This window comes from Mucilaginibacter sp. P2_D11 (assembly GCF_056404435.1).
The window spans coordinates 1-25,709 of record NZ_JBFUEA010000009.1; the positions used below are offsets into that span (position 1 = coordinate 1).

At 46.6% G+C, this 25,709-nt stretch carries 19 protein-coding genes; 10 read left to right on the plus strand and 9 right to left on the minus strand.

Features of this window, described 5'->3' with window-relative positions; all coding sequences use genetic code 11:
* Nucleotides 1–345 precede the first annotated feature (345 nt).
* From AC1DXC_RS15260 to AC1DXC_RS15270, 3 genes are all read left to right on the plus strand, one after another.
* On the plus strand, nt 346–3,363 hold the full coding sequence (locus tag AC1DXC_RS15260) for a glycoside hydrolase domain-containing protein (RefSeq protein WP_477460018.1): 3,018 nt from the start codon (nt 346–348) through the stop codon (nt 3,361–3,363).
* Nucleotides 3,364–3,456: 93 nt separating this feature from the next.
* Entirely contained in the window at nt 3,457–4,500 is a 1,044-nt protein-coding gene (locus AC1DXC_RS15265) for a Fic family protein (RefSeq protein ID WP_477460019.1), read from the plus strand.
* 451 nt (nt 4,501–4,951) lie between these two features.
* Nucleotides 4,952–5,401 carry a hypothetical protein gene (locus AC1DXC_RS15270; protein ID WP_477460020.1) on the plus strand — a complete coding sequence of 150 codons (450 nt, stop codon included), beginning with the start codon at nt 4,952–4,954 and terminating at the stop codon, nt 5,399–5,401.
* Between the two features lie 317 nt (nt 5,402–5,718).
* On the opposite strand, the gene AC1DXC_RS15275 is transcribed toward AC1DXC_RS15270, so the two are convergent.
* The 5 genes from AC1DXC_RS15275 to AC1DXC_RS15295 all read right to left on the minus strand — a co-directional run bounded on the left by AC1DXC_RS15275 (nt 5,719) and on the right by AC1DXC_RS15295 (nt 12,758).
* On the minus strand, nt 5,719–5,958 hold the full coding sequence (locus tag AC1DXC_RS15275; RefSeq protein ID WP_477460021.1) for an acyl carrier protein: 240 nt from the start codon (nt 5,956–5,958) through the stop codon (nt 5,719–5,721).
* A 5-nt stretch (nt 5,959–5,963) separates the two neighbouring features.
* Complete coding sequence (locus tag AC1DXC_RS15280; protein WP_477460022.1) at nt 5,964–7,685, minus strand: HAD-IIIC family phosphatase; 1,722 nt, start codon at nt 7,683–7,685, stop codon at nt 5,964–5,966.
* A gap of 16 nt (nt 7,686–7,701) precedes the next feature.
* On the minus strand, nt 7,702–8,637 hold the full coding sequence (locus tag AC1DXC_RS15285; protein WP_477460023.1) for a hypothetical protein: 936 nt from the start codon (nt 8,635–8,637) through the stop codon (nt 7,702–7,704).
* Between the two features lie 2 nt (nt 8,638–8,639).
* Nucleotides 8,640–9,983 carry an MBOAT family O-acyltransferase gene (locus AC1DXC_RS15290; protein ID WP_477460024.1) on the minus strand — a complete coding sequence of 448 codons (1,344 nt, stop codon included), beginning with the start codon at nt 9,981–9,983 and terminating at the stop codon, nt 8,640–8,642.
* 222 nt (nt 9,984–10,205) lie between these two features.
* Nucleotides 10,206–12,758, minus strand: coding sequence for a BamA/TamA family outer membrane protein (locus AC1DXC_RS15295; protein WP_477460025.1), 2,553 nt, complete (start codon nt 12,756–12,758; stop codon nt 10,206–10,208).
* Nucleotides 12,759–13,201: 443 nt separating this feature from the next.
* Between AC1DXC_RS15295 and AC1DXC_RS15300 the strand changes: the two genes are divergently transcribed.
* Together AC1DXC_RS15300 and AC1DXC_RS15305 are read left to right on the plus strand one after the other, a co-directional pair.
* A complete protein-coding gene (locus tag AC1DXC_RS15300; protein WP_477460026.1) occupies nt 13,202–13,510 on the plus strand; it encodes a hypothetical protein in 309 nt (102 codons plus the stop codon).
* Nucleotides 13,511–13,840: 330 nt separating this feature from the next.
* Nucleotides 13,841–14,269: a hypothetical protein gene (locus AC1DXC_RS15305; protein ID WP_477460027.1), complete on the plus strand. Its 429-nt coding sequence runs from the start codon at nt 13,841–13,843 to the stop codon at nt 14,267–14,269.
* 75 nt (nt 14,270–14,344) lie between these two features.
* On the opposite strand, the gene AC1DXC_RS15310 is transcribed toward AC1DXC_RS15305, so the two are convergent.
* Nucleotides 14,345–14,968, minus strand: coding sequence for a carbonic anhydrase family protein (locus AC1DXC_RS15310; protein ID WP_477460028.1), 624 nt, complete (start codon nt 14,966–14,968; stop codon nt 14,345–14,347).
* A 20-nt stretch (nt 14,969–14,988) separates the two neighbouring features.
* Nucleotides 14,989–15,882, minus strand: a complete 894-nt coding sequence (locus AC1DXC_RS15315) for a bestrophin family protein (RefSeq protein WP_477460029.1) — start codon at nt 15,880–15,882, stop codon at nt 14,989–14,991.
* A 126-nt stretch (nt 15,883–16,008) separates the two neighbouring features.
* On the opposite strand from AC1DXC_RS15315, the gene AC1DXC_RS15320 reads away from it, so the two are divergent.
* Nucleotides 16,009–16,680, plus strand: coding sequence for a TetR/AcrR family transcriptional regulator (locus tag AC1DXC_RS15320; RefSeq protein WP_477460030.1), 672 nt, complete (start codon nt 16,009–16,011; stop codon nt 16,678–16,680).
* A 20-nt stretch (nt 16,681–16,700) separates the two neighbouring features.
* On the opposite strand, the gene AC1DXC_RS15325 is transcribed toward AC1DXC_RS15320, so the two are convergent.
* Together AC1DXC_RS15325 and AC1DXC_RS15330 are read right to left on the minus strand one after the other, a co-directional pair.
* Nucleotides 16,701–19,601 (minus strand): DUF6493 family protein, encoded by a 2,901-nt coding sequence (locus AC1DXC_RS15325; RefSeq protein ID WP_477460031.1) that lies wholly within the window; start codon nt 19,599–19,601, stop codon nt 16,701–16,703.
* 6 nt (nt 19,602–19,607) lie between these two features.
* Entirely contained in the window at nt 19,608–20,948 is a 1,341-nt protein-coding gene (locus AC1DXC_RS15330) for an SWIM zinc finger family protein (protein ID WP_477460032.1), read from the minus strand.
* 238 nt (nt 20,949–21,186) lie between these two features.
* Between AC1DXC_RS15330 and AC1DXC_RS15335 the strand changes: the two genes are divergently transcribed.
* From AC1DXC_RS15335 to AC1DXC_RS15350, 4 genes are all read left to right on the plus strand, one after another.
* Nucleotides 21,187–21,783, plus strand: coding sequence for a Crp/Fnr family transcriptional regulator (locus AC1DXC_RS15335; RefSeq protein WP_477460033.1), 597 nt, complete (start codon nt 21,187–21,189; stop codon nt 21,781–21,783).
* 142 nt (nt 21,784–21,925) lie between these two features.
* On the plus strand, nt 21,926–22,720 hold the full coding sequence (locus AC1DXC_RS15340; RefSeq protein ID WP_477460034.1) for an alpha/beta fold hydrolase: 795 nt from the start codon (nt 21,926–21,928) through the stop codon (nt 22,718–22,720).
* A 49-nt stretch (nt 22,721–22,769) separates the two neighbouring features.
* The gene (locus AC1DXC_RS15345; RefSeq protein ID WP_477460035.1) at nt 22,770–23,186 is read left to right on the plus strand and encodes an OsmC family protein; all 417 of its coding nucleotides are present in this window, start codon (nt 22,770–22,772) and stop codon (nt 23,184–23,186) included.
* Nucleotides 23,187–23,896: 710 nt separating this feature from the next.
* The gene (locus AC1DXC_RS15350; protein WP_477460036.1) at nt 23,897–25,342 is read left to right on the plus strand and encodes a hypothetical protein; all 1,446 of its coding nucleotides are present in this window, start codon (nt 23,897–23,899) and stop codon (nt 25,340–25,342) included.
* Nucleotides 25,343–25,709 lie beyond the last annotated feature (367 nt).

A 25,709-nucleotide genomic window follows, 5' to 3' on the forward strand; every position in this document is an offset into this window, starting at 1 on the left:
TTTGTCAACCAGCTCTTCAAGGATAAAAGTAAAATCTATCAGTTCATTGATCTTGCGAAGAAGATTGTCTTTGGGTACGATCAAATCATACAATCCCGAAAACGCGCTAAATTGGATCTTTTGTTGTTGAGCTAACATCTGAAAGGCGTTCTAATACACCTTTAAAATACAAAAAAAGGAGCAGAAAGACAATCCTTCCTGCTCCTTTTTTACACCTCTTTTTCTAAAAGGACTTTTTCAGTGCCCTCCGGAAATGGGCGGCTTTTTTTGTTAATTTGGCAGGTAAACGCTACCCAAAGCCCGCGCCATATGAATCGCCTGATAAAAGCCCTCGCTCTTTGTTGCATGTTATTAGCAACCGGCAGCATCGCATCCGCACAAACTGTAAAATACATTAACGGAAACAACAGCTGGGACCCCGATTCATTAGGCAATCACCGCGCCGTGGTGAACGTGGCGGCAGCGGCACCTGCGAGCAAGGTATTTATCCCCTGGCGCCGGCACGATGACCCCACAAACAAGCAAATCATCGTGGTAGATGCTAAAACCAGTAAGCGCATCCTCAACATAAAGGCTGATGCTATCTCGCAAGAAAGCGGCACTATTTACTTCGAGCCAACCTCGGGCGCGGGGAAATACTATGTTTACTATATGCCTTACAAGGTAACCGCCCGCAGCAATTACCCCAAAGCAGTATATCTGCCCTTACAAAATACCGCCTCGGCTGCCTGGCTGGCCAAAACTGCTAAGGCTGCACCGGCCACCCTGCTTTACCTGGAAGCCGTAAACGCCATGAACAGCTTTTACCCCATGGAGGTGATAGCCACTAAGGCGGAAGTTATCGCGCTCAGCAAAACCAACAAGCCCTACCTCGTATTTACCGAAGACAGGGAGCACCCCATTAAAATGACGCACGATCTGCCCCAGCGATTTATACAAAAGGGCACCGTGCCAAAGTTTCGCGGCTCGGCAGCGAAGGGCGAGAATTATAGCTACCAGTTGGGTGTTTATGCGGTGGCTAAAGATTTGAAGAATGTACAGGTATTCTTTTACGACCTAAAGGATGCTAAGGGGCATACAATCGGCAGCGGAAATATGAGCTGCCTTAATACCAGGGGAACAGCTTATGACGGTAATTTTTTAGAAAAAAAAGTAGACATTGCCAAAGGCGATGTACAAGCAATGTGGTGCCTGGTGGATGTACCGGAAAAAACTATCGCAGGCACGTATACAGGCAAGGTTGAGGTTTATAGCAAGGGTGCCCCAACAACCACTATACCTATAAGCATAACCGTTAAAAATCAAACCGCCCTCAACGGCGGCGTAAATCACCCCGAACTGCAAACTCGGCTCACCTGGCTCAACTCTACCCTCGCGCAGCAAAACGATGTGATAAAGCCCTACATCCCGCTTAAGGTGGATGATAAAACCATCAGCCTGCTGGGCCGTAAGGTAATATTAAATAGTAACGGCTTCCCAGCGCAGATACAAACCTTCTTCACCCCGGAAATGACCGGCATGACCGATGTTGCCAAGAATATTTTAGGCGAGGGCATCCATTTCCATGTGGTTGATGCGAATACCCATAAAGATGTAACATTTAAAAATGCACCTATTATTATTGACCTTATCGACAAATACACCGGCGATATAACGGGTCAGAGGAGGTATGAAGATGGCTTTTATTTTTATGAGAAAGAGCCCGGCAATATTGCATGGAATGCTAAAATGGAGTCCAGCCAGCTAAATATGAATATCTATGGCAGCATCGAATTTGATGGCTACATGAATTACTCGGTTAAATTCACTGCCCTGCAAGATATCTCCCTCGACGATATCAAACTCCACATCCCCTTCGATACCGCCGCAGCCAAATACCTGATGGGCCTGAACCAAAAGGGCGGCCTGCGCCCCGATACCCTCAACTGGAAATGGGACGTAGCCAAAAAGAACCAGGACGGCGCCTGGATTGGCGAAGTAAACGCCGGCCTGCAATACTCCCTGCGCGATCAGCACTACGTGCGCCCCCTCAACACCAACTTCTACCTGCAAAAACCGCTGCTGCTGCCTACCAGCTGGGGTAACGACGGCAAGGGCGGCATCAGCATCAAACGCAAGGGAAAAAACATCCTGTCGGAAAATTACAGTGGGCCGCGTACCATGAAGAAGGGCGACGTGCTGTGCTACAACTTCACGCTGCTCATCACCCCCTTCCACCCCATCAATACCGATTTTCAGTGGAGCACGCGCTTTTACCACAAGTACAACAACCTCGATACCATTAAGGCCACCGGCGCTACGGTGGTGAACATACACCACGCTACGCCCATAAACCCTACCATCAATTACCCCTTCATCGCCCACAATGCCATGAAGCATTATATCGATTCGGCACATAAACTGGGCCTCAAGGTAAAGATCTACAACACCGTGCGCGAGCTGAGCAACAGCGCTTACGAAACCTTCCCCATGCGCAGCCTTGGCCACGAGATATACTCGCCCGGCAAGGGCGGCGGCTACTCCTGGCTGCAGGAACACCTGGGCGACGACTACATCGCCGCCTGGTACGTGCCCGAAATTAAGGATGCCGCCATCGTAAACAGCGGGATGAGTCGCTGGCATAATTATTATGTAGAGGGCATGAACTGGCTGGTGCAGAACGTTGGTATCGATGGTATTTACCTGGACGATGTGGCTTTTGACCGCATCACTATGAAACGCATTAAACGCGTGCTGACGCAGGATGGGCACCCCGGCATTATCGACCTGCACAGCGCCAACCAATACAACAAAAGCGACGGCTTTAACAACAGCGCCAACCTGTATATGGAGCACTTCCCCTATCTTAACCGCCTGTGGTTTGGCGAATACTTTGATTACGAGAAGAACTCCCCCGATTTCTTCCTCACCGAAGTATCGGGCATCCCCTTCGGCCTGATGGGCGAAATGCTGCAGGACGGCGGCAACCCATGGCGCGGCATGGTGTTCGGTATGACCAACCGCATGCCCTGGAGCGATAACGCCGACCCGCGCCCCATCTGGCAAGCCTGGGATCAATTTGGCATGCAGGGCAGTAAGATGATAGGCTACTGGGTGCCCAACAGCCCCGTAAAAACCAACAACCCCAAAGTATTGGCCACCGTGTATAAAAAGGCAAACAAAGCCCTCGTAGCCATAGCGAGCTGGGCCGATACCGATACCAGCATCAAACTAACCATCGACTGGAAAGCCCTCGGCGTCGACCCCACAAAAGCCAAAGTAACCGCACAATCCATCAAAAACTTCCAGCAAGCCAATATATTCCCGGCAGATGGCGAGATACCTGTGGCAAAGGGAAAGGGGCTATTGCTGGTGGTGGAGTAAGGTTGGGGATTTATATTCTGCAAGCTTACGGATCACTTATAGTTCTTTGCGGCTCTTTGCGGCTCATTCCTTCGCTTTTTTATATATTTGTATATGAGGTTCGTAGATGTACACACTTTAAGGATTTGTCTTGATTGGGAATTAATAGCACTCATTAGTGATATAGACCGTTTCGATGCAGAATGGCAATCAATAGAGCGACGAGAGGGACAAAGCTTGAAAGAGTTAAAATCGATTGCGACGGTGAGAAGTGTTGGCGCATCGACACGTATTGAAGGCTCGAAGTTGAGTAATGAAGAAGTAGATGTGCTTTTAAAGAATCTCGACATATCGAAGTTAGAAGAACGCGACAAGCAGGAGGTTGTAGGTTACTTTGAAGTACTGGACATTATTGGTGAGGCGTATCAAGATATACAAATCAGTGAAAATGGAATAAAAGGTTTACACAATCAGCTTATGCGTTATAGTACTAAAGACCAATGGCATAAAGGCGACTATAAACAGCAAAGCAATTCGGTAGAAGCTCAAATGCCGGATGGAACATCTCAAATTATATTCAAAACAACAAGCCCCGGTTTTGCAACAGAAGATGCAATGCGTGCCATGATATATTGGTATAATACAGATGCGAAAATCCACCCATTAGTAAAGTGTGCGTTATTCAGCTATGAATTTGTAAGCATTCATCCTTTTCAAGATGGTAATGGTAGGTTAAGTCGTCTCTTGGCAACATTGCTCTTACGTAAACATAATTATCACTGGATTCAGTACGTGAGCCTTGAGCATGAAATCGAGCATCAAAAAAATGAATATTATCGTATCCTTAGAAGCTGTCAGGCGAACCGCCCCAATGAAGATGTAACTGAATGGGTGCTGTTTTTTTTAAACTGCCTTAAAACCGTGCATGTTTCCCTTATGCAGAAATTGCAAACGCATGGTGCAGAACAACAATTAAGTAGACGGGAACGTGCAATCCTTTTATTAATTGGTAATCATCCGGGTATTCGGTCTGGAGAGATTAACTCAAAACTGGGTTTGAATATTTCCTCGACCAAACGCGCCTTAAATGATTTAGTTGAAAAGAAAATGATTGAGAAAGAAGGCGTTGGTAGAGGTACCAGCTATAATATATTATAGCAATTACGTATCAATATCGCACATTTACGGCTCTTTACGGCCCAGAATATCGACAGTTAGTTAGGTCAATTGGGAGTAGTTGGTGTGAAGCGGGGCGTAGTTGGCGGTTCTAAATGATTTCGCTACACCATGCCACAGGGAGGCATCTTTGTTAAGCCCTCGCTGCCGCAAGTGTCTCCGACTTGTGGCCCGTATGCAAAGTCGCCACCATGAAATTCGCAACTATGCATATCATTGATTGATTGCCCCCCGATAGACGTTGGGAATCCACCAGCCTTTTCGTACATTCCATCCTAAATCCGTGTTAAATGAGCTTTTCGTTTTTGCGTACGGTTTACAACAGGCTTAAAGTACTATCCGTCGCCGCAATTTTTTTATTGTTTCGTTAGTAATACTTAACTTGGTGTGGTAAAATTAGTTACCTAACACAAATCTCAATTAAGCAAAACTGATGGAAGCTCCCCAGAAATTCCCGGAGGCGGTTATGCGTACCCTTACCCGCACGCTTATTACCGCTACCATAATTGCCGCTCTTATATATTTTTTACGGCTATTCCCGCACGGCCAAAGAAGCAAGCTAAGCCAGTTCGAGATGATTTGGCTGATGATTTTCAGCATTGTTTTTGTTGGGCACTGGTTGGAGCTGCTGTTTATTAACTACCTGAAGTTTGCCCTGCCAAAAAACATCCCACTGCTGTATATGGTGCGAATTGCCTATTGGTTTGCATGTGCCATCCCGCTGTTTTTTATCGTAGGTTTTATTTACAGGTCGTTTACAGGCGGATCAGGGGGCTTTGCTAAATGGTGGATGTTCGGCTTTATATACATCGGCATAGAGCTGTTTATGCACGCCATAATGCAGGCGAAATTTAAAAAGAGTTTTTATAACGGGGTGTATTGAGGGCGATAACCTATTCATAAACCATGTCATTGCGCAGCTCTTGCGGAGGGCAGGTGTGCTGGCGAGCTGTGGGAATCTCATAGGATGGGCGAATCTGCACAGCGCCCCTGCTTATCGGGAGATTGCTTCGTTCCTCGCAATGACGATGTGGTGAGGCGATAACCTATTCATTGCGAAGCTCTTGTGGAAGGCAAGTGTGCTGGCGAGCTGTGGCAATCTCATAGGATGGGCGAATCTGCACAGCGGCTCTGCATGCCGATGGTTGCCACGCTATCGCTCGCAATGACGATGTGGTGAAGCGATAATGGAGAAGCCCGTTAAAGCTTGCTTTGGAGGCTATCCACCAGCTCGCCTACGTTTTGCCAGCTGTGTATCTCTTTGGCGGTGAAACGTATCTTGAAGTGTTTTTCTATGGCTACTACCAGTTGTATGTGGTTTAACGAATCCCAATCGTCAACTTCCTTTGCGGTGGTGGCATCGGTAAGGGTAATGTCGTCGTTATCCAGTACATCTTTGAATATATCGGTTACCTGGGCTATAATCTGTTGTCTTTCCACAGTTGTTATTTTTTTTCGATGAATGCTTTCTTGGTTTGATATTCGGTAAGGTTAAGCAGCCAATACGCACCATCGGGCTCGAAGCCTAGTTTGCTGTAATGTTCTGCCACCATTCCGTTTTTTGCAGTGGCAATATACTCGCCTTTGAGGTATTTATAACCATTTTCCTGCGCAAAATTAACGATGGTGTTCAGTGTGAAGTTTTCCATGCCGCGTTTAAGCACGCGGCAGCTCATCAGCCAGGTATCTATAAACAGCACATCGGGGCTCTCCTGCTGCAATATCAGCACGCAGATGAGGCCATTGTTGCCGAATTTATCTTCCAGCGTAAAGGAAAAAGTATGATAATCTGCCGATGCGGCGAGGGCCTCCAAATCGACCTCGGTATAGCGTACCGTGCGCAGGTTGAACTGGTTGCTACGTTGCGATAGCTGCGCCACCCTTGGGGTATTGAATTTAGTAAAAGGCTCTACCACGCTCACCATGGCCAGGTTCTGCAGAAAATCGTCCTCGTTGGTGAATTTTTCGAAGAGGGTTGCGCGCTGTGCCTCTACCTGGTATTGTTTGGTACGTTCGGCATCGTCATTGGTGAAAGAAACGGTTTCGAACAGGTTAAGCGGGTATAGGTATTCGAGGTACTCGGCCGGGTCCTCGGGCAATTCGGGCACGGTTAATTGCGGTATGCCCTCGCGTACCATATTGCGCTCGAAAGGGTTATCATCCAAAAACACCATCGAATCGAAGCCGATGTTGAGGATGCCTTGTATCTTGCGGATGTTATCTACTTTGTTTTCCCAATTGGCCACGAAAACGGCGATATCATCCAGCTTCAACACCATATCGGGATGCTTTTCGAAAGGCTCCATCGCGATGCTTTCGGTGTTCTTGCTGCAAACAGCTACGATGATGCCGCGTTGCTTCAGCTTTTTTACCCAGTACTGGAATTCGGAAAAGGCCTTGCCTATGCCCAAAGCGCCTATTTGTATATTCTCGATACCATCGTCGCCGATGATGCCGCCCCAGGTGGTGTTATCCAGATCGAGGATGAGGCATTTGTTGAACTTGCCTTGCAGTGCGCTGATGACGCCCAGCGTTTTGTAAGCGATGGCGGGCAGCACTTCTATGCTCAGCACCATCTCGGAATTGATATACACCGATGGCTGGAAAAACACCGCTTTGCCTACCTGGTTCTGTACCGACGATACATCGCAAATGTGCAGGTTGGGCACCTCGGCCGCGTACTCCATCAGCAGCACATTCAATTTTCGCAACTGGAACAGGAAGGAAGCCGGTACCTTGTTGGCGTAGTTGCCAAAAACGCTGTCGTCAATCTCGGCGTAGTTATAGTAAATCACCTTGGCCTTTGGATTTACAGAGGCAAGGGTATCGTATATGGCTTTGATGCCGTGGAGTTCCTCCGCAGCAAAGGAGATAGGGTTGCCTTTATATTTGTTGTATTTGCCCAGCAGTTTATGCGAGGACTGGAAGATGATGATTACCTCGGCACCATACTCGTGCAGTTCTGATGCCGGGTCGAATACCTGGCGTTCTACCTGGTTAAAGTCGGCTTCCCAAAGCTGTAAATCGTAGCCATGTTCAAAACCTGCACCCCGTATAGCTACAGACAGGAACTGGGTGGCGGTATCGCCCAGCAGGGCCACTTTGATGGGTTTTAGAGCCGAGGCATCTTTCTTAAGGTTGCGTTTCAGGTTGGCAAAATCCTTCATGCTGCAATAATAAGCTTTATTTATGAGTAGATAGCTGCTTTAGCTTGCCGCCAATAATGCTGCTATACACCACCGAGCCCTGCTTGTTCAAGTGCAAGGCATCGTAAAAGTATTGGGGCTTACTGGCAAAGGCAGTATCGCGCAGGTAGTTGAGCACGGGCACGTTATTATCCTTACAAACCTGCATTACGTACTGCACGTTGCGGTTAGCGGCGCTGTTGATATCCTGGTAAATGGGCGAATACACCACCACCAACGGCACGTTCCTGGCTTTGCACAATTCCACGAATTTTTTGTAGTAAAGAGCAGCGGTGCTATCTACGGCATCGTTAACGGTATAGGGTTGCAGGCCGCCCTTAAATTGCCCGTATTTGGCGATATAACCATTCTGCGAATCGTCTTTTTTATAACGGGCGATAGGCAGCAGTTCTACCAGCTCGTTTAAGATAAGCGAGTTGTAAGGATACATTTTTGATAGCAGTTTATACCGTTCGAAGGGGCCGCGTAACAGGCAGATTTCGCGTAACTCGGGGTGACTGTCGTAATAAGGCAGCAATACGTTGATGCGGTCGCGGTCCTCATTGTACTTAAATTGCTGGAACTCGTTGGCGCGGGTATCCAACACCACCAGTTTGGGACTGTAGCGCTTAAGTGCGGCCTCCAACAGGGCGTAGTGGTAGAAGATGTAGCTCAAATCCCTGCCAGCGTTATAAACCGACATATGCAGGCTATCGCCAATAATTTTGGTATCGTAATGGTAAACAGCTTTGGATGAGCCGAATATTAGCACATCGGCCTTTGTTTTGTTGATAACGTTATTGGTGCGGTAATCGGCTCCGTTTTTTTTGGTGAAGTAAAAATGCCTGAGCACAGCGCCTACGCCCCAATCTAACAGGAACATGGCTACCGCCAGTATGGCAAAACGCTTGAGTATGAGTTTGTAATCGGCCATGCTTAGAATTTGAAATAGATAAACTGCCCGCCATCAAATACGCCGATAAGCACGATGGTAACCAATATGAAACAATAGGTAGCCATGCGCACCGCCGCCGATTTATGGTATAAAAAGTAGCTTTTGCCATGGTTAAGGTGTACGCTTAAATCGTGCACCAACAAAATCGCGATAGCTACCAACGAGTAGATAATCACCCCTAAATTATTATCGAACACGAAAAAGCTCCCCTGGAAAGCGAACAGCCTTTTGAGTACCGTAATGGCATCGCCCCAGCTTTGCGCCCTGAAGAACACCCAGGTAAGGCATACGTAGGTAAACACCAGCAGCATGCTTACGTTGTTGTAAATAACTGGCGGTATAGACTTGGATAGCTTCTTGCGGAATTTTTTCGTGAGGAACTCGTAGCTAACGGCTACGCCATGTAGCAGGCCGTACATAATGTACGTCCACCCCGCGCCGTGCCACAGGCCGCTGAGACCGAAGGTTACCATCAGGGCCAGTATAACTGCCGCTTTGCCCCAATCGCGGTTAGCTACCATGATGGGGGTAAACAAATAATCGTTGAACCAGGTGTTGAGCGAGATATGCCAACGGCGCCAGTACTCGGTAACGCTGGTGGCGAAGAAGGGCGTGTTGAAGTTGGTCATGAGTTTAAAACCCATGATGCGCGCCGTACCCAGGGCGATGTTAGAGTAGCCCGCAAAATCGGCATATATCTGGAAAGCGAAGAACAGGATAGCTACCAGCAGCATAGAGGAGCTATAGGCTCCCGGGTTTTGGTACACCGCCGATACGAATATCGAGAGCCTATCGGCCACCACCAGTTTCTGGAAAAATCCCCATAAAATCATCTTGAAACCAATGGAAAAATTCTCGTAGGTGAGCGGGTGCTTCTCGTAAAACTGGTGCAGCAGGTTCTGGGGGCGCTCGATAGGGCCCGCTACAAGCTGCGGGTAAAACATCACATAAAGCGAGTAAATGCCGAAATGCCGCTCTGCAGCCTGGTTACCGCGGTACACCTCGATGGTGTAGCTCATGGCCTGGAAGGTGTGGAAACTGAGGCCCACCGGGAGTATGAACTTTAAATAAGGCACGGCATTGCTCAAGCCAAACTGGCTCATGAGCAGGGTAAGGTTCTCGTTAAGGAAGTTGAAGTATTTGAAGAACGCCAGCACGCCTATATTGGCTGCCAGCGATATAATGAGGTAGAATTTCCGTTCGCGCCCCTCCGATTTCTCTATCAATATCCCGGCAAAATAATCTACGATGATGGTAAAGATGAGGATAAGGATGTAGATGGGGATGAACGTCATGTAGAAATAGCAGCTGGCTATCAGCAACATTATCCACCGAAATTTATGGGGAAGGATAAAGTAGAGCGGCGTTACGATGAGGAAGAAAACGACAAAATGTAACGAATTGAACAGCATAAATCACTTTATAGGTTAATGCCGGGGGCAAAGGCAAACGAAGATAAAAATTAATTGTAATTTTTTACGAATTGGATGGAATTGCCATTTAATATAGCGATGGGTTTTAAACCCATCGCTATAATGTAGCCCCTCCTAAAACCTAAACCCTGCCGTCAAATAAACCAACGTACCCTCCGGGCTTTTGCCCAGCACGGCTTCGAACAAAAAGGCGTTATATGGGGTAAGGAAAATGCCGCCGCCATAGGTATCATGCACCGTGTCCGATTTTTCCCCCTTCAGCCAAACGCGGCCGGTATCGTTAAAGCCAACCACGCCAAAAGACGAAGCCAATACGTAGGCGTTAAAATCAAACAGTTTGGCGCGCAGCTCCATATTGTTGTACACTATGGTATTGCCTATAAAGCGACTGGTGTGATAGCCTCGCATAGTAAGCCCGCCCAGATTCATCATCTGGAAAAACTCGCCCTTACCCGCTATTGCACCTGCACCGGTGCGGTTGGCGAACACGATGGTAGAATCCATCAAGGGTACAAAAAAGCTGAAGGTAGAGAGCACCGAGCCCGAGGTATGCCCGCTGGTATTTAGCCCCGTAAGGCCGGTGAAGGTAGTGCGCCAAACCACGCCGCGACTGGCAAACCTAATATTGTTGCGGGTATCGTACGCTGCGCCCCCTATAATTCCGGTATATAGTTTGGCTTTAAATACCTGATCTTCGGGGTGTAGTTGATTGTATTTGTTAAAAAAGTGGTCATTATTATGGTCTTCAGATGCGGTGTAGAACTGCGTTACCGAGCCGCCGCTCAGCTGCCAGTGGCTGTAGTGGTGCGCCAGGCGTATATCGGCCACGGCAAAATCGTAACGGTTGCGGTAGTAATAGAATTCTTTGCCGCCGGTTCTGTCGAATTCGCCCACGTTGCCCAGCCCAAAGAAGTTGTTGGTGTTGCGCGGGCCGCGCTCGGTAATGTTTACCAGCAAATCGTTATCCCATACCCGTTTCTTAAAAATACCGCTGTAATTAATGATGTACGATTGTTTTTGGAAGGTATAGTTTACGGATAAATGCTGTAAACTGGAGTACGGCTGCTTTTGGAAACTGTACCGCACATAGTTGGCACCGCCCACAAACTGCAGCCCATCCTCGGTGCTGTAACCAAGGGATATGATGGGGGTTATGGTGTTGTACTTGTTCTCGGGCCGGATGTATTGGTTTACCGTGGTATCTTTCTTCAGCTTAAGGTGCGCCGAAGATGCCGACGGCACGTTGTTCTGCTGGTCGCTGCGGTCGTACAGGTAGAGGTTTTTGCGGCTTTGGGCCGAGTCTATCACATAAGTATCCTCATCGTGGCCGCCTATCATGCGCACGGTGATGGGCGATGTGTTGCCGCCGATAACCTCGAAGGTATTCTTCCCTTCCAGCCCGTACACACGCAGATCCTTGGTGTCTTTATGTTTAAAGGTGCGCTGGTATATCACCTTGCCCAGGCTGTCTTTCTTGAATTTATTGATGGTGAGCTGCACGTCGCCATCGGCTTGGCGGATGATGGTGAATTTCTCGTTCTTATCCGAGCCCGCTACATCCACCCGCTGCGCCAGGAAACGGTAATACTTCATGGCATATTTGCGGATATGGTCGCGCCTGCGTTTAAAGGTTTTGAAAATGGCCGGAGCCGACACCGCATACACATTGGGCGGCATCAGCCTTAATGCCCGCTCCATCAGTTCATCGGTAAGGTGGCTCTGCACGTAGGCAATTTCTTCCTCCCAATCCTTTTCGTTCAGCTGGTTAAGGAAGTATAAATCGAAGCTTACAGTGTTGTAGTTCCATAAATCTACCCGGCGGATATGGTCGGTATAGGCCTGCAGGTTGGGCTTGGCTATCGACATTGCATTGAATACCGCTCCGCCTGTGGTGTAAAATACCTTGTCCCTATCTTTGGGGAAAGGCTCGTAGATGTTTTTGGTAGAATCGCTGCCACGGGTCCATTTCCATTGGCCGCCGTGGCGGTCCCAATCGCCCATGATGAAATCGAAGATGCGGGCGCGCAGTATCAGCCTGGCATCGGCTTTTTTGTCGTTATCCTGTTCCATCTTATCCTGCAGGCTCTCGGTTTTGATATCCTTAGCGCCATCTGCAGGGCTGCGTTCCTCAAAAAGGTACATGTGGTTGGCAAACTCATCGCGGTATTTGCCCAAAGCAGGGTCATCGCCAAGGTAAACAATTACGGGGTTGGTGTGCTGCAGGCCCAGCGCATCGGCCAGGGGTGGTACAGCCAGCGCGGAGTAAGGGTGACCAATAGACCCTGCATCCAGCATCAAATCCTCCACCATGGTGTTCTTGAATATCTTGGGCTGATCGCGCGAGGTGGTTTTATTTACCGAGCGTAGCACCCATTCGCGGCCGGTGGAATCCTGCAATTGCAGCGAACTGGTTTGGTTGCCGCCGCCCGTGCCGGTTATTTTGAGGCCGCCTTTCTCTTTATCGAGGTGAAAGATGGGCACCTTAATAGGCTGCGCCCACACCTTGCGGTAATTGGTGCCCAGTATGGCTCTTTTAAACAGGCCCGCTTTATCGAATTTGGCGTTGGCTATCACCGTAATGCTATCGGCCTCCACTGGTTTTTGGGCAAAGGCAGGCAATGCTGCTGCCAGGAAAAAAACAATTGACACTAATTGTCTAAAGCTCATATATAGCGGGGGCTTAAGTATCTGAAATTATGCAAAGTTTAACGTATTGCGGCGCCATTTGTTCTTTGGATATGCGCGCTATGCTTAACGGTTAAATATAACAAGTTTATGTAAGATAAGGGCGTTTGATGGCGGCAAGTCTTCGTCGCGAGTTGACTTCCCCCCCCGCCCCCTCTCTCTGCTGCGCAAAGATGGGGAGACATTGGGGTTATATTTTCCTTCTACTTCCTCGCCCTCTTTGCGAAGCAGAGAGGGCCGACGCCCCGTACACGGGGCCGTCGGGGTGAGTCAAATATGCGAGCGATAAGAAACGAGTTCAAAAGTCCCGAATCCTCAAAGGCAATAACCGCTCCGCTTACGCCGCAATACGCGCAGCATTGTGGCGCATTTGCCCCTTGCCCACCGCCGGGCGATTAATTAACTTGCATAAACCATTTACCCATATGAAAGTAGTACGCGTACAATACACCACCCGCGCCGAATACGCGCCGATAAACCAGCAGAACATAGCCGCCGTAGTGGCCGAACTGAAAACCCTGAACCACCCCGGCATTAAATACGGTGCATGGATGCTGCCCGATGGTAAAACCTTTATGCATTTCGACCAGTTGGAGAGCGAGGAAGCCCACCAGGTATTACAGGAATTAGCCTCCTTCAAAAAATTTGCCGACGAACTGTGGGCCAGCGGACTGGAAGTGGAGCCGAAGCTGGAGATACTAAGTTTGGTGGCGAGTACCGAGGTGTATTATTGAGGCGAGTTTTGAAAAGCAGGGGCTTTGTGTTTGGGTTGGGATTTACCCCGCTGCGATAGCTATCGGCGCGTTTTGCGCAGGTGTTCCACTTTTGTTTGTGGAACACTTATTTTTTTTCTTCATGTTGATTATCAGTGCTCTAGCAAAAAACATGGAACAATTTGGAACATCCCTGTTGTTTAAATGGTCTCTGTAACTTATTAATATTTAAACAATTATAGAATTTATGGAAATTCGCATTTATGGGGATGGAACACCTGCCGTGGAACACCTGGCAAGCGGTGGCGGGAAAATCGCTATCTTACCGCTGATAATACCAAAAACCTGCACATGCGGCTTATACTCACTTTTTTATTGCTGGCTGTAACTTCCCTTGCTAAAGGGCAGGCAACCGACACTTTAAAAATTCGTTTCGACGGATTTTACCAGGACGAAACCGGAACGTATTTAGAACATAGCGGCACATCTTTTCATTACTTGCGGTTTTATCCCACAGGCGAGGTGATCAGCGTAACTTCAACAGACACCCCGGAGAATCTGAAAAAATGGTTCAACCTAAACCATGACAATATCTCCACCGGGCTTTACAAAATCAAAGGCAAAAACCTTTCTTTTTCAACCACCTCTAAAAATGGGACTGTGGCCTACAAAGGAAAAATCGACAAGCCGGATTACCTGGTTTTAAAGACCAAAAGTTTCATTAACAGGCACCGGGGCCGTTATGAGTTTCATTTTGTTGCTGTTGAGGGGTTGGAATAGGTGAAAACCTACATTCCCGAGCCTGTTTTGGCTACAGGCCGAAGTTGCAAAACTCCGGCCGTAGCTGCTTGGTTATTATTCAAAAAAAGTTACCAGGCCTGTCTCCACATCGTACATGCCGCCAATAATTTTGATGCTGCCCTCCTGCTCTAACGCTGCCACAATCGGGCTTTCGCGCCTGATTCGGTCGAGGGTTAAATTCACGTGGATATCGGTAACCTTGTTTACGAACTCGGGGTTCGAGCCGTTCCGCTCTTCGGTAACCGTTTTTTCACTAACGATAGCCGGCTGGATTTTGTTCAGCAGCGTGGTTAGGTTCCCCATTTCTACATGGTTGCAGGCACCTACAATTGCCCCGCATTTTGTATGGCCCAATACCACGATGATTTTTGTACCCACTACTTTCGTAGCAAATTCCATGCTGCCTAAAATATCCTCGTTCAGTATGTTCCCGGCAATGCGGATGCTGAAAATATCGCCCAAGCCCTGGTCAAAAATCAGTTCTGCCGAAGTACGGCTATCTATACAACTTAAGATGGTGGCAAAAGGGAACTGCCCTGTCGAAGTTTCATTCACCTGCTGCAAAAGGTTGCGGTTTGCTTTCAAGTTGTTCACGAATCGCTGGTTACCTTCTTTTAAAATTTGAAGGGCCGCTGCCGGTGTTAAACTACTTTGAGTTTCTTTCGAATGGGTGTACATAGCTTTTCTGTTTTAATGGTTTACAATGAATAGAAACCTTCTGGCTTAAGGGGCTCGGGCACGTTAGTTTCTCCTAATAGTTGTTTGATATTTATTTCGATGTTGGTGGCAATGGTGGTCATGGCAGTATCTGTAGGGCGGTTGCTAAACGGGTCCTGCAGGTGGGTAGCAGATTTTTCGAGCAGGAAAAAAGCCGAAGAGATTACCAATAACAGCGGTATCTCGAAAAAGCTATCGATATCGGTTAAGGCAATGGCCAGGGTAACCACAAAAATATAGATGAAAAAATGCAGGAACAAGCGGTACGTCTGTGGGAACACCGTGCTTTTGATGCGTTCGGCCATACCCATAGCGTTAGAAAAGTTTACCAGCGTATTGTTAATTTGCACGTGGCTAAAAATCTCTAAGCTGCCCCCATTTTTAAGGTCGGCTATTTGCAGGGCATTTAATTGCAGCAGCGCCAAAGGCTTGTTGCTATGCTGTTTAATGCGACCCATATCGGCCTCAGAGATATATTTATCCAGATTGGCAGTAGCATCAAGCCCGCGCAGGCTTTGGCCCAAACTAAAACACCAGGCAATTTGCCGGTAGGCAATCTCCTTTATCTGCGCTTGTTTATCCGCGGCAACAAACGACTGTAGCTGCAACATAAAGGTGCGGCTTTCGTTTACGATGCTACCCCAAATTTTTCGGGCTTCCCACCAACGGTCGTAAGATTGATTGATCTTAAACGAGAGGATAACCGAGATAGCCGTACCAATAAATGCCGGGATGCCGATAGGCATTTCGGGGATGAGGTGCTGAAACTTGCCGGTTAAATAATTTACCAATAAGCCCACCAGCAGTACATAAAGCACCTCCATCTTAATTTTATTGAAGATATATTTAACAGGGATACTTTGTTTCAGTAGCATAGCTCGTCATCATTAAATGATAGCACAAAATTATAAAACCATTTTAAACAATAGTAATACTATTACAAGTAAATAAAAAACATTATGTTTTAATGAATTACTATCTTTGTGTAAAGTTTTGCACCAATGAATTTCCAGGTAAAGTTTGCTATCAACGAAAAGATATTTCTACGTAACCCCGAAAGCAGCGAGGTAGGTAAACTGATGGTGAAAAAGGCTATCGATTTAATTTACGAACTGGGTTTCGAGCATTTTACTTTTAAAAAACTGGCTACAGAAATTAGTTCTACCGAGGCCACCATATACCGGTATTTTGAGAACAAGCACCGCCTGTTGCTTTATATCCTGAACTGGTATTGGTGCTACATGGAGTTTTTAGTAACGTTTAAGCTGGAGAACCTTACCGATAAAAAGGAGCAACTACGCGTAATTGTGCATTTGCTTACGCACGAATTTGCCGAGAGCACCAGCCAGGTCGATTACAACAAAAAGTACCTTAACCAAATTGTGATATCAGAAAGCAGTAAGGTGTACCTGGTGAAGGAGGTGGCAGAAATTAATAAAGACGCCGTGTTTAAGCCCTATAAAGACCTCTGCGCAAAAATTGCAGCGGTTATTACCTCTTATAAGCCCGATTATCAGTTCCCACGGTCGTTAAGTACCACATTGATAGAAACTGCCCATCATCAGCAATTCTTCGGCGCAAACCTGCCCAAACTAACCGATATCTCTCCAGAAAACAAAACCGATTTTGCCAACAGGTTTTTGGAGGATTTGCTGTTTAAGGCGTTGGGGTAAAGCTTCTGCCAGATGAGAAGTTAACTTGCATTTTTTAGCTTCTGAATCACTTTCTTTAAACTTTCTGTGGGTTCCCAAATGTTCAAACGGGCAATAACATCTTCTGATGTAATTTTGCTCTTATTGACAGCTAAAACCTCGGTGTAAATTTCTAACATTTTTTTGCACCCATTAATTGGGGTATCGCTCATCTGCCCAATACAGGAGGTTAATAGCATTTCCAAGGCACTGTTATGCTTTTTTGATATTTGGAACATATTGGAGATTAACAGATCTGTAAAACGCTTTAAGGGCGCAAGCTCAATTTTTTCGTGCTTACCAATAATGCGCCCTATGGAATCGCTGTCCAACTGTCCGTCAGTTACGCACTTTATCCATAATTCTGCGGCATAGGTACGTACAGTTTTATCGCTGCTGATCATGCAAGTCGCCAGGAATAAATTTGACATGGTGCCGTACCGGTAATTTAAAGTTAAAAGCGTTTCGAGGGTATAAATCACCAATTTTTTGTCGTTCTCACCCATAAAATCCACATAGTGGAAACCCTTACTAATAATATGGGCAAGGAGGATATCCGGCTGCCGTGGCATTAAATAGAGCAGGCGTTTAATGTCGTTATGCTCTGCCGAAATATATTCAAACTTGAGTTCTGTATAATCGTAAACCGAGAGGGTTATGTCCTTTTGGCCTGGAAGTATTTTACTTAGGACAGCTTTAAAGCTTGAGGAGGTTTTTTGTTTATCACCAAAATTAACCTTGATATTTTTTTGTTTGGCAGGTACGTCTACATTCCTCTTTAAATTGTAGTCGTACTCTTTCCTAATACAATCTTCCACTAATGATTCCCAGCCAAATTCGCCATTAAGGTAAGGGTGCGCTAAACCGGACAGCGAACTCCATTCGGGGCCGATATTTGGCGATGATTTGGCTACGCCGGCTACCAGCCAGGCTGTTTTACGGCTGTAGCTTTCTTTAGGGCGGTGGTCTTCGCCCAATATTAGGCCCATCAATGCCCGGTATTCCCCTTTGAGGCCTTCATCAGCCAATTTAATTGCCTCTGCCTGGTTGTTTGGAAGGCAGCGTGCTACCGCAACCTGTAAGTCCATCTCTCCGGGGATGATACTTGCCTTTTGATACCTGCCCAGGCGCTCAATAAGCGCAATCGGCGAAACCCAGCAGGGCTGGTGCGTGGGTGTAGAAAGTAAGGGTAGGTTTACTTTTCGCTCCAGCATGAAAAAGGCATTCAACAAAATATGTTTATGCGGTTTGTACCCTAACGAATGGGTGTAAACATCCCAGGGCTTTATGGTACCTATCCGTATTTGATAACCACTCCATTTTGCTTTCCTATCATCCTCTAACTTTACAAATGTTTGTTGCATTTGCCGTATGGGTTCGGCGGCAAATGGGTTTAAGCTTACCAACAGCTGGCCATAACTTATAAAAAACTTAGCCAGCATATTATCCAGATAACCCATATTACTGGTCCAGTCGCTGGTTATGATTTTATAGGCGCGTTGAAAGGCCGGCATTAATTTTAGGATGTTATCGGCTGTCATCTCGTGTTGAAACTTCAGGATAGCTGCGGGGAGCAGGTCGAAGTGGTAAGTTTCGTTTTGATCAAACGACTGGCTGGCTAAAAACACAAATTCATCAAAAGTCTCCGGCATCCTGATTTCGATAAGGCTTGCTTCGACATCGGGCAGGGCATCTTCTGTTAACGTTTCATCGTTTACAAACGCTGTTGCAAAATCGGTTAAAATATCCCTTGCTTCAGAAAACAAAGCATCGTAATAAGCCTGAACGGTTTCTTTAATTGTATCAGCGTGGGTGTCGCCATATTTCTGTATCAGTTTGGCGGCCCTTAGTTGCAGGTTATTATCCTGATGTATAAATGCCTGGCAAGCAATGATGCAAATTTGTTCGCGCTGATCGGGGTGTTTTTTAGCCAGTTTATCTAACGTCATTAAGGCACCGGCCACAACTGTTTTGGATTCTGATGTTAACATGCCGGGCGCATAGTCTAAATAAGCATCAACCAAAAATTCTTTTTCATCTGTCAGATCCTTTAAATATTTGGCTGATGTATTTACCACTTTACTGTGTGGCGAATTAAGCGCCTGGAATAATGCTTCCTGCAGTTCTTTGGTTTCTGGTTTTGTGGGTTCCAGTTTTATGAATAGCTCGATAAACCAACCCGACAAGGTTTGATTGAAATTACTATTGCTCGCTTTAAGCGATTCTTTCAGCAAGCGTTTACGGTCAATCTTGTTTTCGTCCGTGTACTTTTTAAAGGTGTCTATCCATAGCCCGTCTTTACTTTTCTCGGGTAGGTTGATATACCGGTCGCTCCAATTAATGCCCGTCTCGTGATCGAAGATATACCAGATATGTTCTTTTAAAGTTACTTCTCTTTTGAGTAGGTTTTCAGGCACGTATTCATACCCTCTTTGTAACGAATTAAAAATATGATTCGGCAATAATTTTGCAATCATTTGCGTGTTGATCCGCAGATAACCCTGTTCCACCAATTCTAAATACCAGTCATAATCAAAGTGGCCGCCTGCGTATCCCTCTGATGCGATTCCATCAACATAAGCATTGAACCAATCCGGGCAATACCATTGTAAAATAGGGTTCAGTTTTTCCCGTTTGATAATATAATATGAACTGCTTTGCTCGAAATCTTTTTGGTTGAAACAGATAAATGCCGCAGTGCTTAAAATCTCGCTTTGGACCCGTGTTCCCCTGGATGAATAAGATGAGCTAGTTCCCTGTTGTACAAATTCCGAGTAATATTTTTCCAGCTTTTTAATTACCGGATACAGTTCTTTTTTTTGAGCCTTATCCAGTTTTTTTAAAAACGGTACAACATCGTCTTCCTTTTTAACAATGCCGGTAAATTCTTCGGTAATCGTCATTGCAGTTTAGTTGATGATTAATTTTTTCACTGCCAATATGTGTTTGCAAACACCGCGCTCGCCCTGGTTTTTGCTGAACCAGGTGCAGGTACATTGTTCTTTGTCCCCGTTCAGGATAACGATGTGTTTAACGCCGCTGCCTTCCACCTGTGCTTCTACCCTATTACCTTCCCGCGAAACGATTTTCACCTTGCCTTCGAGCAGTAGTTTTTCGGCATCCTTTAATCTTGGGTTGAGGCTCATGATGCGGCTTAGCTTAAATGGCAGCCGCCTATAAAAAAAGTTATTTTCATCCAGGTCGTAACCTAAAAGCCCAATTGCCGAGAGGCGGCCGGTAATATTCGCCACTTTCTGCAGGTCCAGCCCCTCGTTAACGGCAAGCAGTGTTGCATTAAATTCCTGGTTGGCATAGCTGTAATTGTCTACAAGCTCTACCCAATTATCGGGGATATCTTCTATCAACGACTCCAACCCGGCACCCTCGCCGGAAAATCCACGCCAGGCATCCCTCGATAACGATAGGGTAAACCTTATGGCCCCGATATAAACCTGCCAGGTAGTGGCCTGCATGGTAGCATGGGGGAATACCCTCAACTCATCGGCTATTGCTAATAAAGGTTCAATAAGCTTTAAACGGTGGATGCCGCCAACAGTAATGGCATCGTTAGATTTTACCGGCGAAAACATTGGCTTGCCGCCCCTTATCAATAAATAATAGTCGGTTTTAGGTTTGCCGGTCGGTATAGTTTTAAATAGCTGCAGCGCCTGCAGGCGGTTAAACGAATGTACCTTTTCAGACTCGGAAAGGAACATTTGTACGGAGGTTAGGGCTTTGATCCATTTAACCGGCAGCGGGACTTTCCGCTCAATTACTTTCTCATTTTCGCGATGCAGGCCTACTTCTTTTTGGCCGATAGAAAGCAACACATTTTCGTTTTTACGGATATTGCTTAGGGCCGAAAGCATAGGCTGATTAAAATCAACGTTGGTTGTGCCGCTTTCTAAAAACTCGCCATCGTGCCCATCGCCCAAAACATCTACCCGTGCGTAAACCCCTGCACAATGAGAAAACCCCTCAAACCTGATCTTCTCGTGGCCGGCCGTAACTATAGGGTCTTTTAAGAGTGCAAGCTGAAACGGGGAAAGATTGAAACTTGACTGCACAACGTTGGAAAGCGTAAGCAAGCACCGTGCAGTTGTATAAGGGTCGGTTAAGCGGCCCCAGAAAAAGCAGGGTGCATCCTTTTTTTGCACTTCACTATATTTAGCTAAAAACAATTCGTCTAAAGATGCCGACTTGTTTAAGGCCGAAGATCTGTTGTATTGATAAGTGATGGTATCAGACATGGTGATAAGGAGCAAGGTAATAAATACCTAAAATAGGCAGAATTTTGATTAAGTTGCATAAAAGTATTTCAATACTAGCCGAAAACTGCATATAACGCCATCAGTGCCTTTGCGCGCGTGCGCCAGCCTAAGAGGTGTTATTCTTCTTCTGATGGGGTGTTTAATGCTTTTCATTTCAGGTCAACCTGGAACCTTCGCCCTGTGGAGAAGATGTTATTAAAATATATACTTTTACCACATGTTGGATAACAAAACAGAAATAGAATTATTGCGGACTATTTTAGGCTTTGCCGGTATGAAACCGGATGCATTTGAATTGTCATTGCCTCACTGGAAATTAAAGCGATACAAAAAAGGTGAGTTTTACAATGAATATAAAAATGTTTGCAAGCACCTTGGGTTTGTTATCAACGGGGTTTTCAGGATTTATCGTGTAAACACAAATACGGGAGAAGAAAAGAACATGCTTTTTTTTACCGACCACCAATTCGTAACGTCCTATAAAAGCTTTTTAAGCCAAACAGGTTGCGAATATTATACTGAAGCGATGGTTGATTCGCTCATATTGTATATCCATATCGATCAGCTGAACGAACTTTATAAGCAATCGCACCAGTGGGAACGGTTTGGAAGGATTGTGGCCGAAACGGCTTTTCATGAGGTTATGGTTAATACAGAAGGTTTTTTGTTTAAATCGCCGGAGGACCGTTACCGCGAGATGATGGAAAAGCATCCTAATATTTTTAATTCGGTACCACTTTATCATATCGCCTCTTACCTGGGTATCCAGGGGCCGTCACTAAGCCGTATCCGTAAAAGGATGGTTGGGAAATAAGGCCTGCTATTATTTCCTGAAATGCAAAAATCCTCTTTAAAAACTTTTTTAAAGAGGATTTTCGATTTTAACCTGGGTTAAAGTTATTGCGGGGGCATAGCCCGATGTTTGTCGTGTCCTAAACAATTAGGCATTACAAAACATGAAAACAGCAATAATAATGATGGCAATGAGTGTATTCGGCTTCGCCGCTCAGGCCCAAAAAACGACCAACAAAAATTCTAAAACTATCGTACTTGTCCACGGAGCGTGGTCAGATGCATCTTCGTGGGATGCCGTTATCCCTTTGTTAAAAGCCCGGGGCGAAGAGGTAATCAATGTTAACCTTGCAGGCCACGGAAAAGATACTACCTCGTTTGCCGGTATCAGCTTTCAAACTTATGTCGACCAGGTAAAAGCAGCTATCGGCACCCGCACTAATGTGGTTTTGGTGGGACACAGTTTTGGTGGGATGGTTATCAGCCAGGTAGCCGAAGAAATCCCTGCACAAATTAAAGAGCTCATCTTCCTTGCAGCAGCGTTGCCGCACGATGGCGACAGCCTTTTAGGGCTTGCCAAAGGAGACCCGGCTTCTCATATCGGCAAGTCCCTTACTATCGATAAGGACCACGGTGCAGCTATCATTGCGAAAGATGCCGTAGCAGATATCTTCGCTGCCGATGCGCCTCAGCAAGTTCAGGAATATATCGCCGCCAACATTAAACCAGAGCCGCTGGCACCTCTTGCTACACCTGTTCACCTTACCGGGAAAAATTTCGGCAGCGTTAAAAAGGCTTATATCCACACGGTTAATGATAATGCAATAAGCTACCCGGCACAACAATATATGGTAAAAGCAGGTAAAGTGGCTAAAGTATATACCCTGGTAAGTAGCCATACACCATTCATATCTATGCCCGATAAGCTGGCTGCAATACTGATTGCCGAAAGCAAATAAGAATAGATAATCATCAAACAAAAATTCATAACCCATCAATCAAAATATCATGAAACGCACAGCAAAAGCACATTGGAGCGGTAATTTACAAGAAGGCAAAGGAGAAATCAGCACACAAAGTACCGTGCTTAACGAAACTCAATATTCATTCAAAACCCGCTTTGCCGATGGCATAGGCACTAACCCGGAAGAACTGATTGCCGCCGCGCACGCAGGTTGTTTTTCTATGGCCCTTAGCGCAACATTGGCGCACCACAATATTACTGCAAGTGATATTTATACCACCGCAGTAGTTGACCTTGACATGCAGGCATTAAGCATAACCGGCATCCATTTGGAAGTAAAAGCAAGCATTAAGGGCGTAAATGAGGCAACATTTACCGAAATAGCTGAAGGCGCAAAGGCGCATTGCATTATCTCCAAAGCATTGAATGTGCCAATTACATTAAGCGTTGTTTACGGTTGACGTAATGTGAAAGCATTTGGTAACATGCTACCAGAAACTCATCGGATGATTTCCGGTGAGTTTTTTTGTTTGTACAAAACAATGGGTTTGACGCAGCAAAAAAGATTAGCCCCAATTGCCGCATGGTCCTCGCTTGTGGCCCGCATGCAAGGTAGCCACTTTGCTTATTCGCCACCCTGCTTATCGGGGATTATTAATGTTTTTAATTTTTTTGGCTAAAGTATTAATGAGCTCCCTTTGGTCGGTTGTCTTCGTTCATTACAGCAATGACGTGGTGGTTAGGTGATTTTCGTTAGCTTCCATCCTGCTCACGCTGTCACCAAAATTCCGCTCCCTAAAACGGACGGACAGGGCAACCCTAAACCCGATTGTACGGAAAGCGCGCTTCTATCAGCGGCTTGGAGGAAAACCTGCCTGCCGGCAGGCAGGGCGGGGCTACCGTAACCCAAAACGCTTCTGCCCCTGCTTTTCAAATTCAACAACTCCAGGCTCCCATTAAAACAGCAAAGGGTAAAATCACCCTATTATAAACAGTTATTCCCGTAAGTTGTGCCGTTTAATTACCCCGCGGGCAACCGCTTTTAACCCTTATTTAAATTATTGCGCCAGGTTAGGGGTTGCGTGCTTGTTATTGTGGTTTTTAATTAACTAATTTTACTGATAATAAAGCTGTTAGCCAATTTAATTAACCGGTACCTAACCTTCCTTTTATGAAAAAATTTCTCGTTGTTGCTGTTCTTTTAGGGATGCTGCTGGCCTGCAAATATTTCCAGGGCCATAAAGCAAGCGGCCTGCCAAACGCTTTTTGCGACTCCACCGTGGCAGATAACCCCTGCTCCATTATCCCTTACGATGTTAACGAAAGCTTTGGCCTCGGCTACGATAGCTTCCTCGATTCGCTGCACCAAACGCCTTTTGATATTTTCTCCTGGCAAACTTTTATGGCGCTCAACTGGCCCGCCAACGCCGCCGGCAACCCCATCGGTACTTCCATTACCGATTCGGTGAACGCGCCCCGCGTATGGGAACATTACCAGGACCCTGCCGAGGTTTTCGGTACCAGTATGCCCTTGCTCAACCTGCACCTTGGCGAGGCTAAAAAAGGCGGGCAAAAGTTCCTTTACCTCGATTCGAAGGCACCACATAATTTAGCACACGTTGCCTCCATCAACGCTAACGACCTTGACGGTTTCCAGGAAGCCGATGGCCACCCGCTTATCGACCGTAACCTCAACTTCGCCCTCTACGAAATAAAAATGAACCCGGTGGAAACCAAGTTTACCCTTGATAACCAGTTGACCACCACGCAGGGCATTTATAACGCGGGCATCAAAACCAACAACACCATCGATCTGCCGCAGAGCAACCCCGCCACCAAAAACGTGGGGATGATAGAGATCAAAGTCTCCTGGCGCATCCTGCTGCCCGCCACCGGCGACGATACCAGTCGCTACTATTGCCGCAAGGCCACCATCTTTATCGATAGCCTGCACACCCGCAACCACAAGCCGCTTCTCATTACCAACGTAACCGTGGGGATGGTTGGGATGCACATTGTGCGCAAAACGGCCAAGGTGCACGTTAACCAAATCTGGACCACCTTCGAGCATATTGATAACACGCCGGACAATGCCCAGGAGGCGCAGATGGTTAACAGGCAATGGTCGTTTTACAACCCGGATTGCCTTAACTGTACGCCAAACGCCCCGGCAGATACCATCAAAGGCGATAAGCAGCAGTATATGTGGGAGCCTACCATGCCTTACGCCCGCGATTATGCCACAGGTTCGCCCGGTCAGCAAAGCAAGCGCGATTCGTTTGGTACGCAGGCTATGCGCGTTTACCCCGTTTACCGCTATACCGAACTGGTGAACCAGCAATGGCAGGCCAAGCTTAAAGGCACCGTTTGGGCCAATTACAGGCTTATTGGTACGCAGTGGGAACAATCGGAGATAAACCCCGGGCCAACCGCGCCAAACTTTTTGGGCAACACCACGCTGGAGACCTTTATGCAGGCCGATGCATCGTGCATAAGCTGCCACCGCAACGCCAGCATCCTCTACAATAACAAAAAAGACACCATAAAAACCGACTTCAGCTTTATTTTCCCCATCTACGCCAGGGCAAATACCAACGCAAAGCCGGCAAAGAAATAAACTATTGAACTTCTATTGATTTAAGGGATGAGGCTGCCGTGAGGTGGCCTCATTTTTTTTGAAAAGCAGGGGTAGTGGTTTATAGGTTGCTGTAGCCCCGCTATTCACTTCAAGCCGCCGGTAGAAGCGGGCTTTACGCTGCTATCGGGTTTAGGGGGGAAGGCTTGTGCGTGCTTCGTGAGGAATGGCGGTGGTTTTGGTTGAGCCTGTGGATGTTCATTTCTTTTTTTCCGCAAAAAAGAAACGGAACCAAAGAAAAAACTCCCGGCTGCGCCCTGTTCTATCAAAGGTTGTGCTTTAGCAATTGCGGTGGTTGCCGAACAGGTCAAGGCCGATTGAGGAGGGGCTCCGTTGGGTTTGTGTGGAG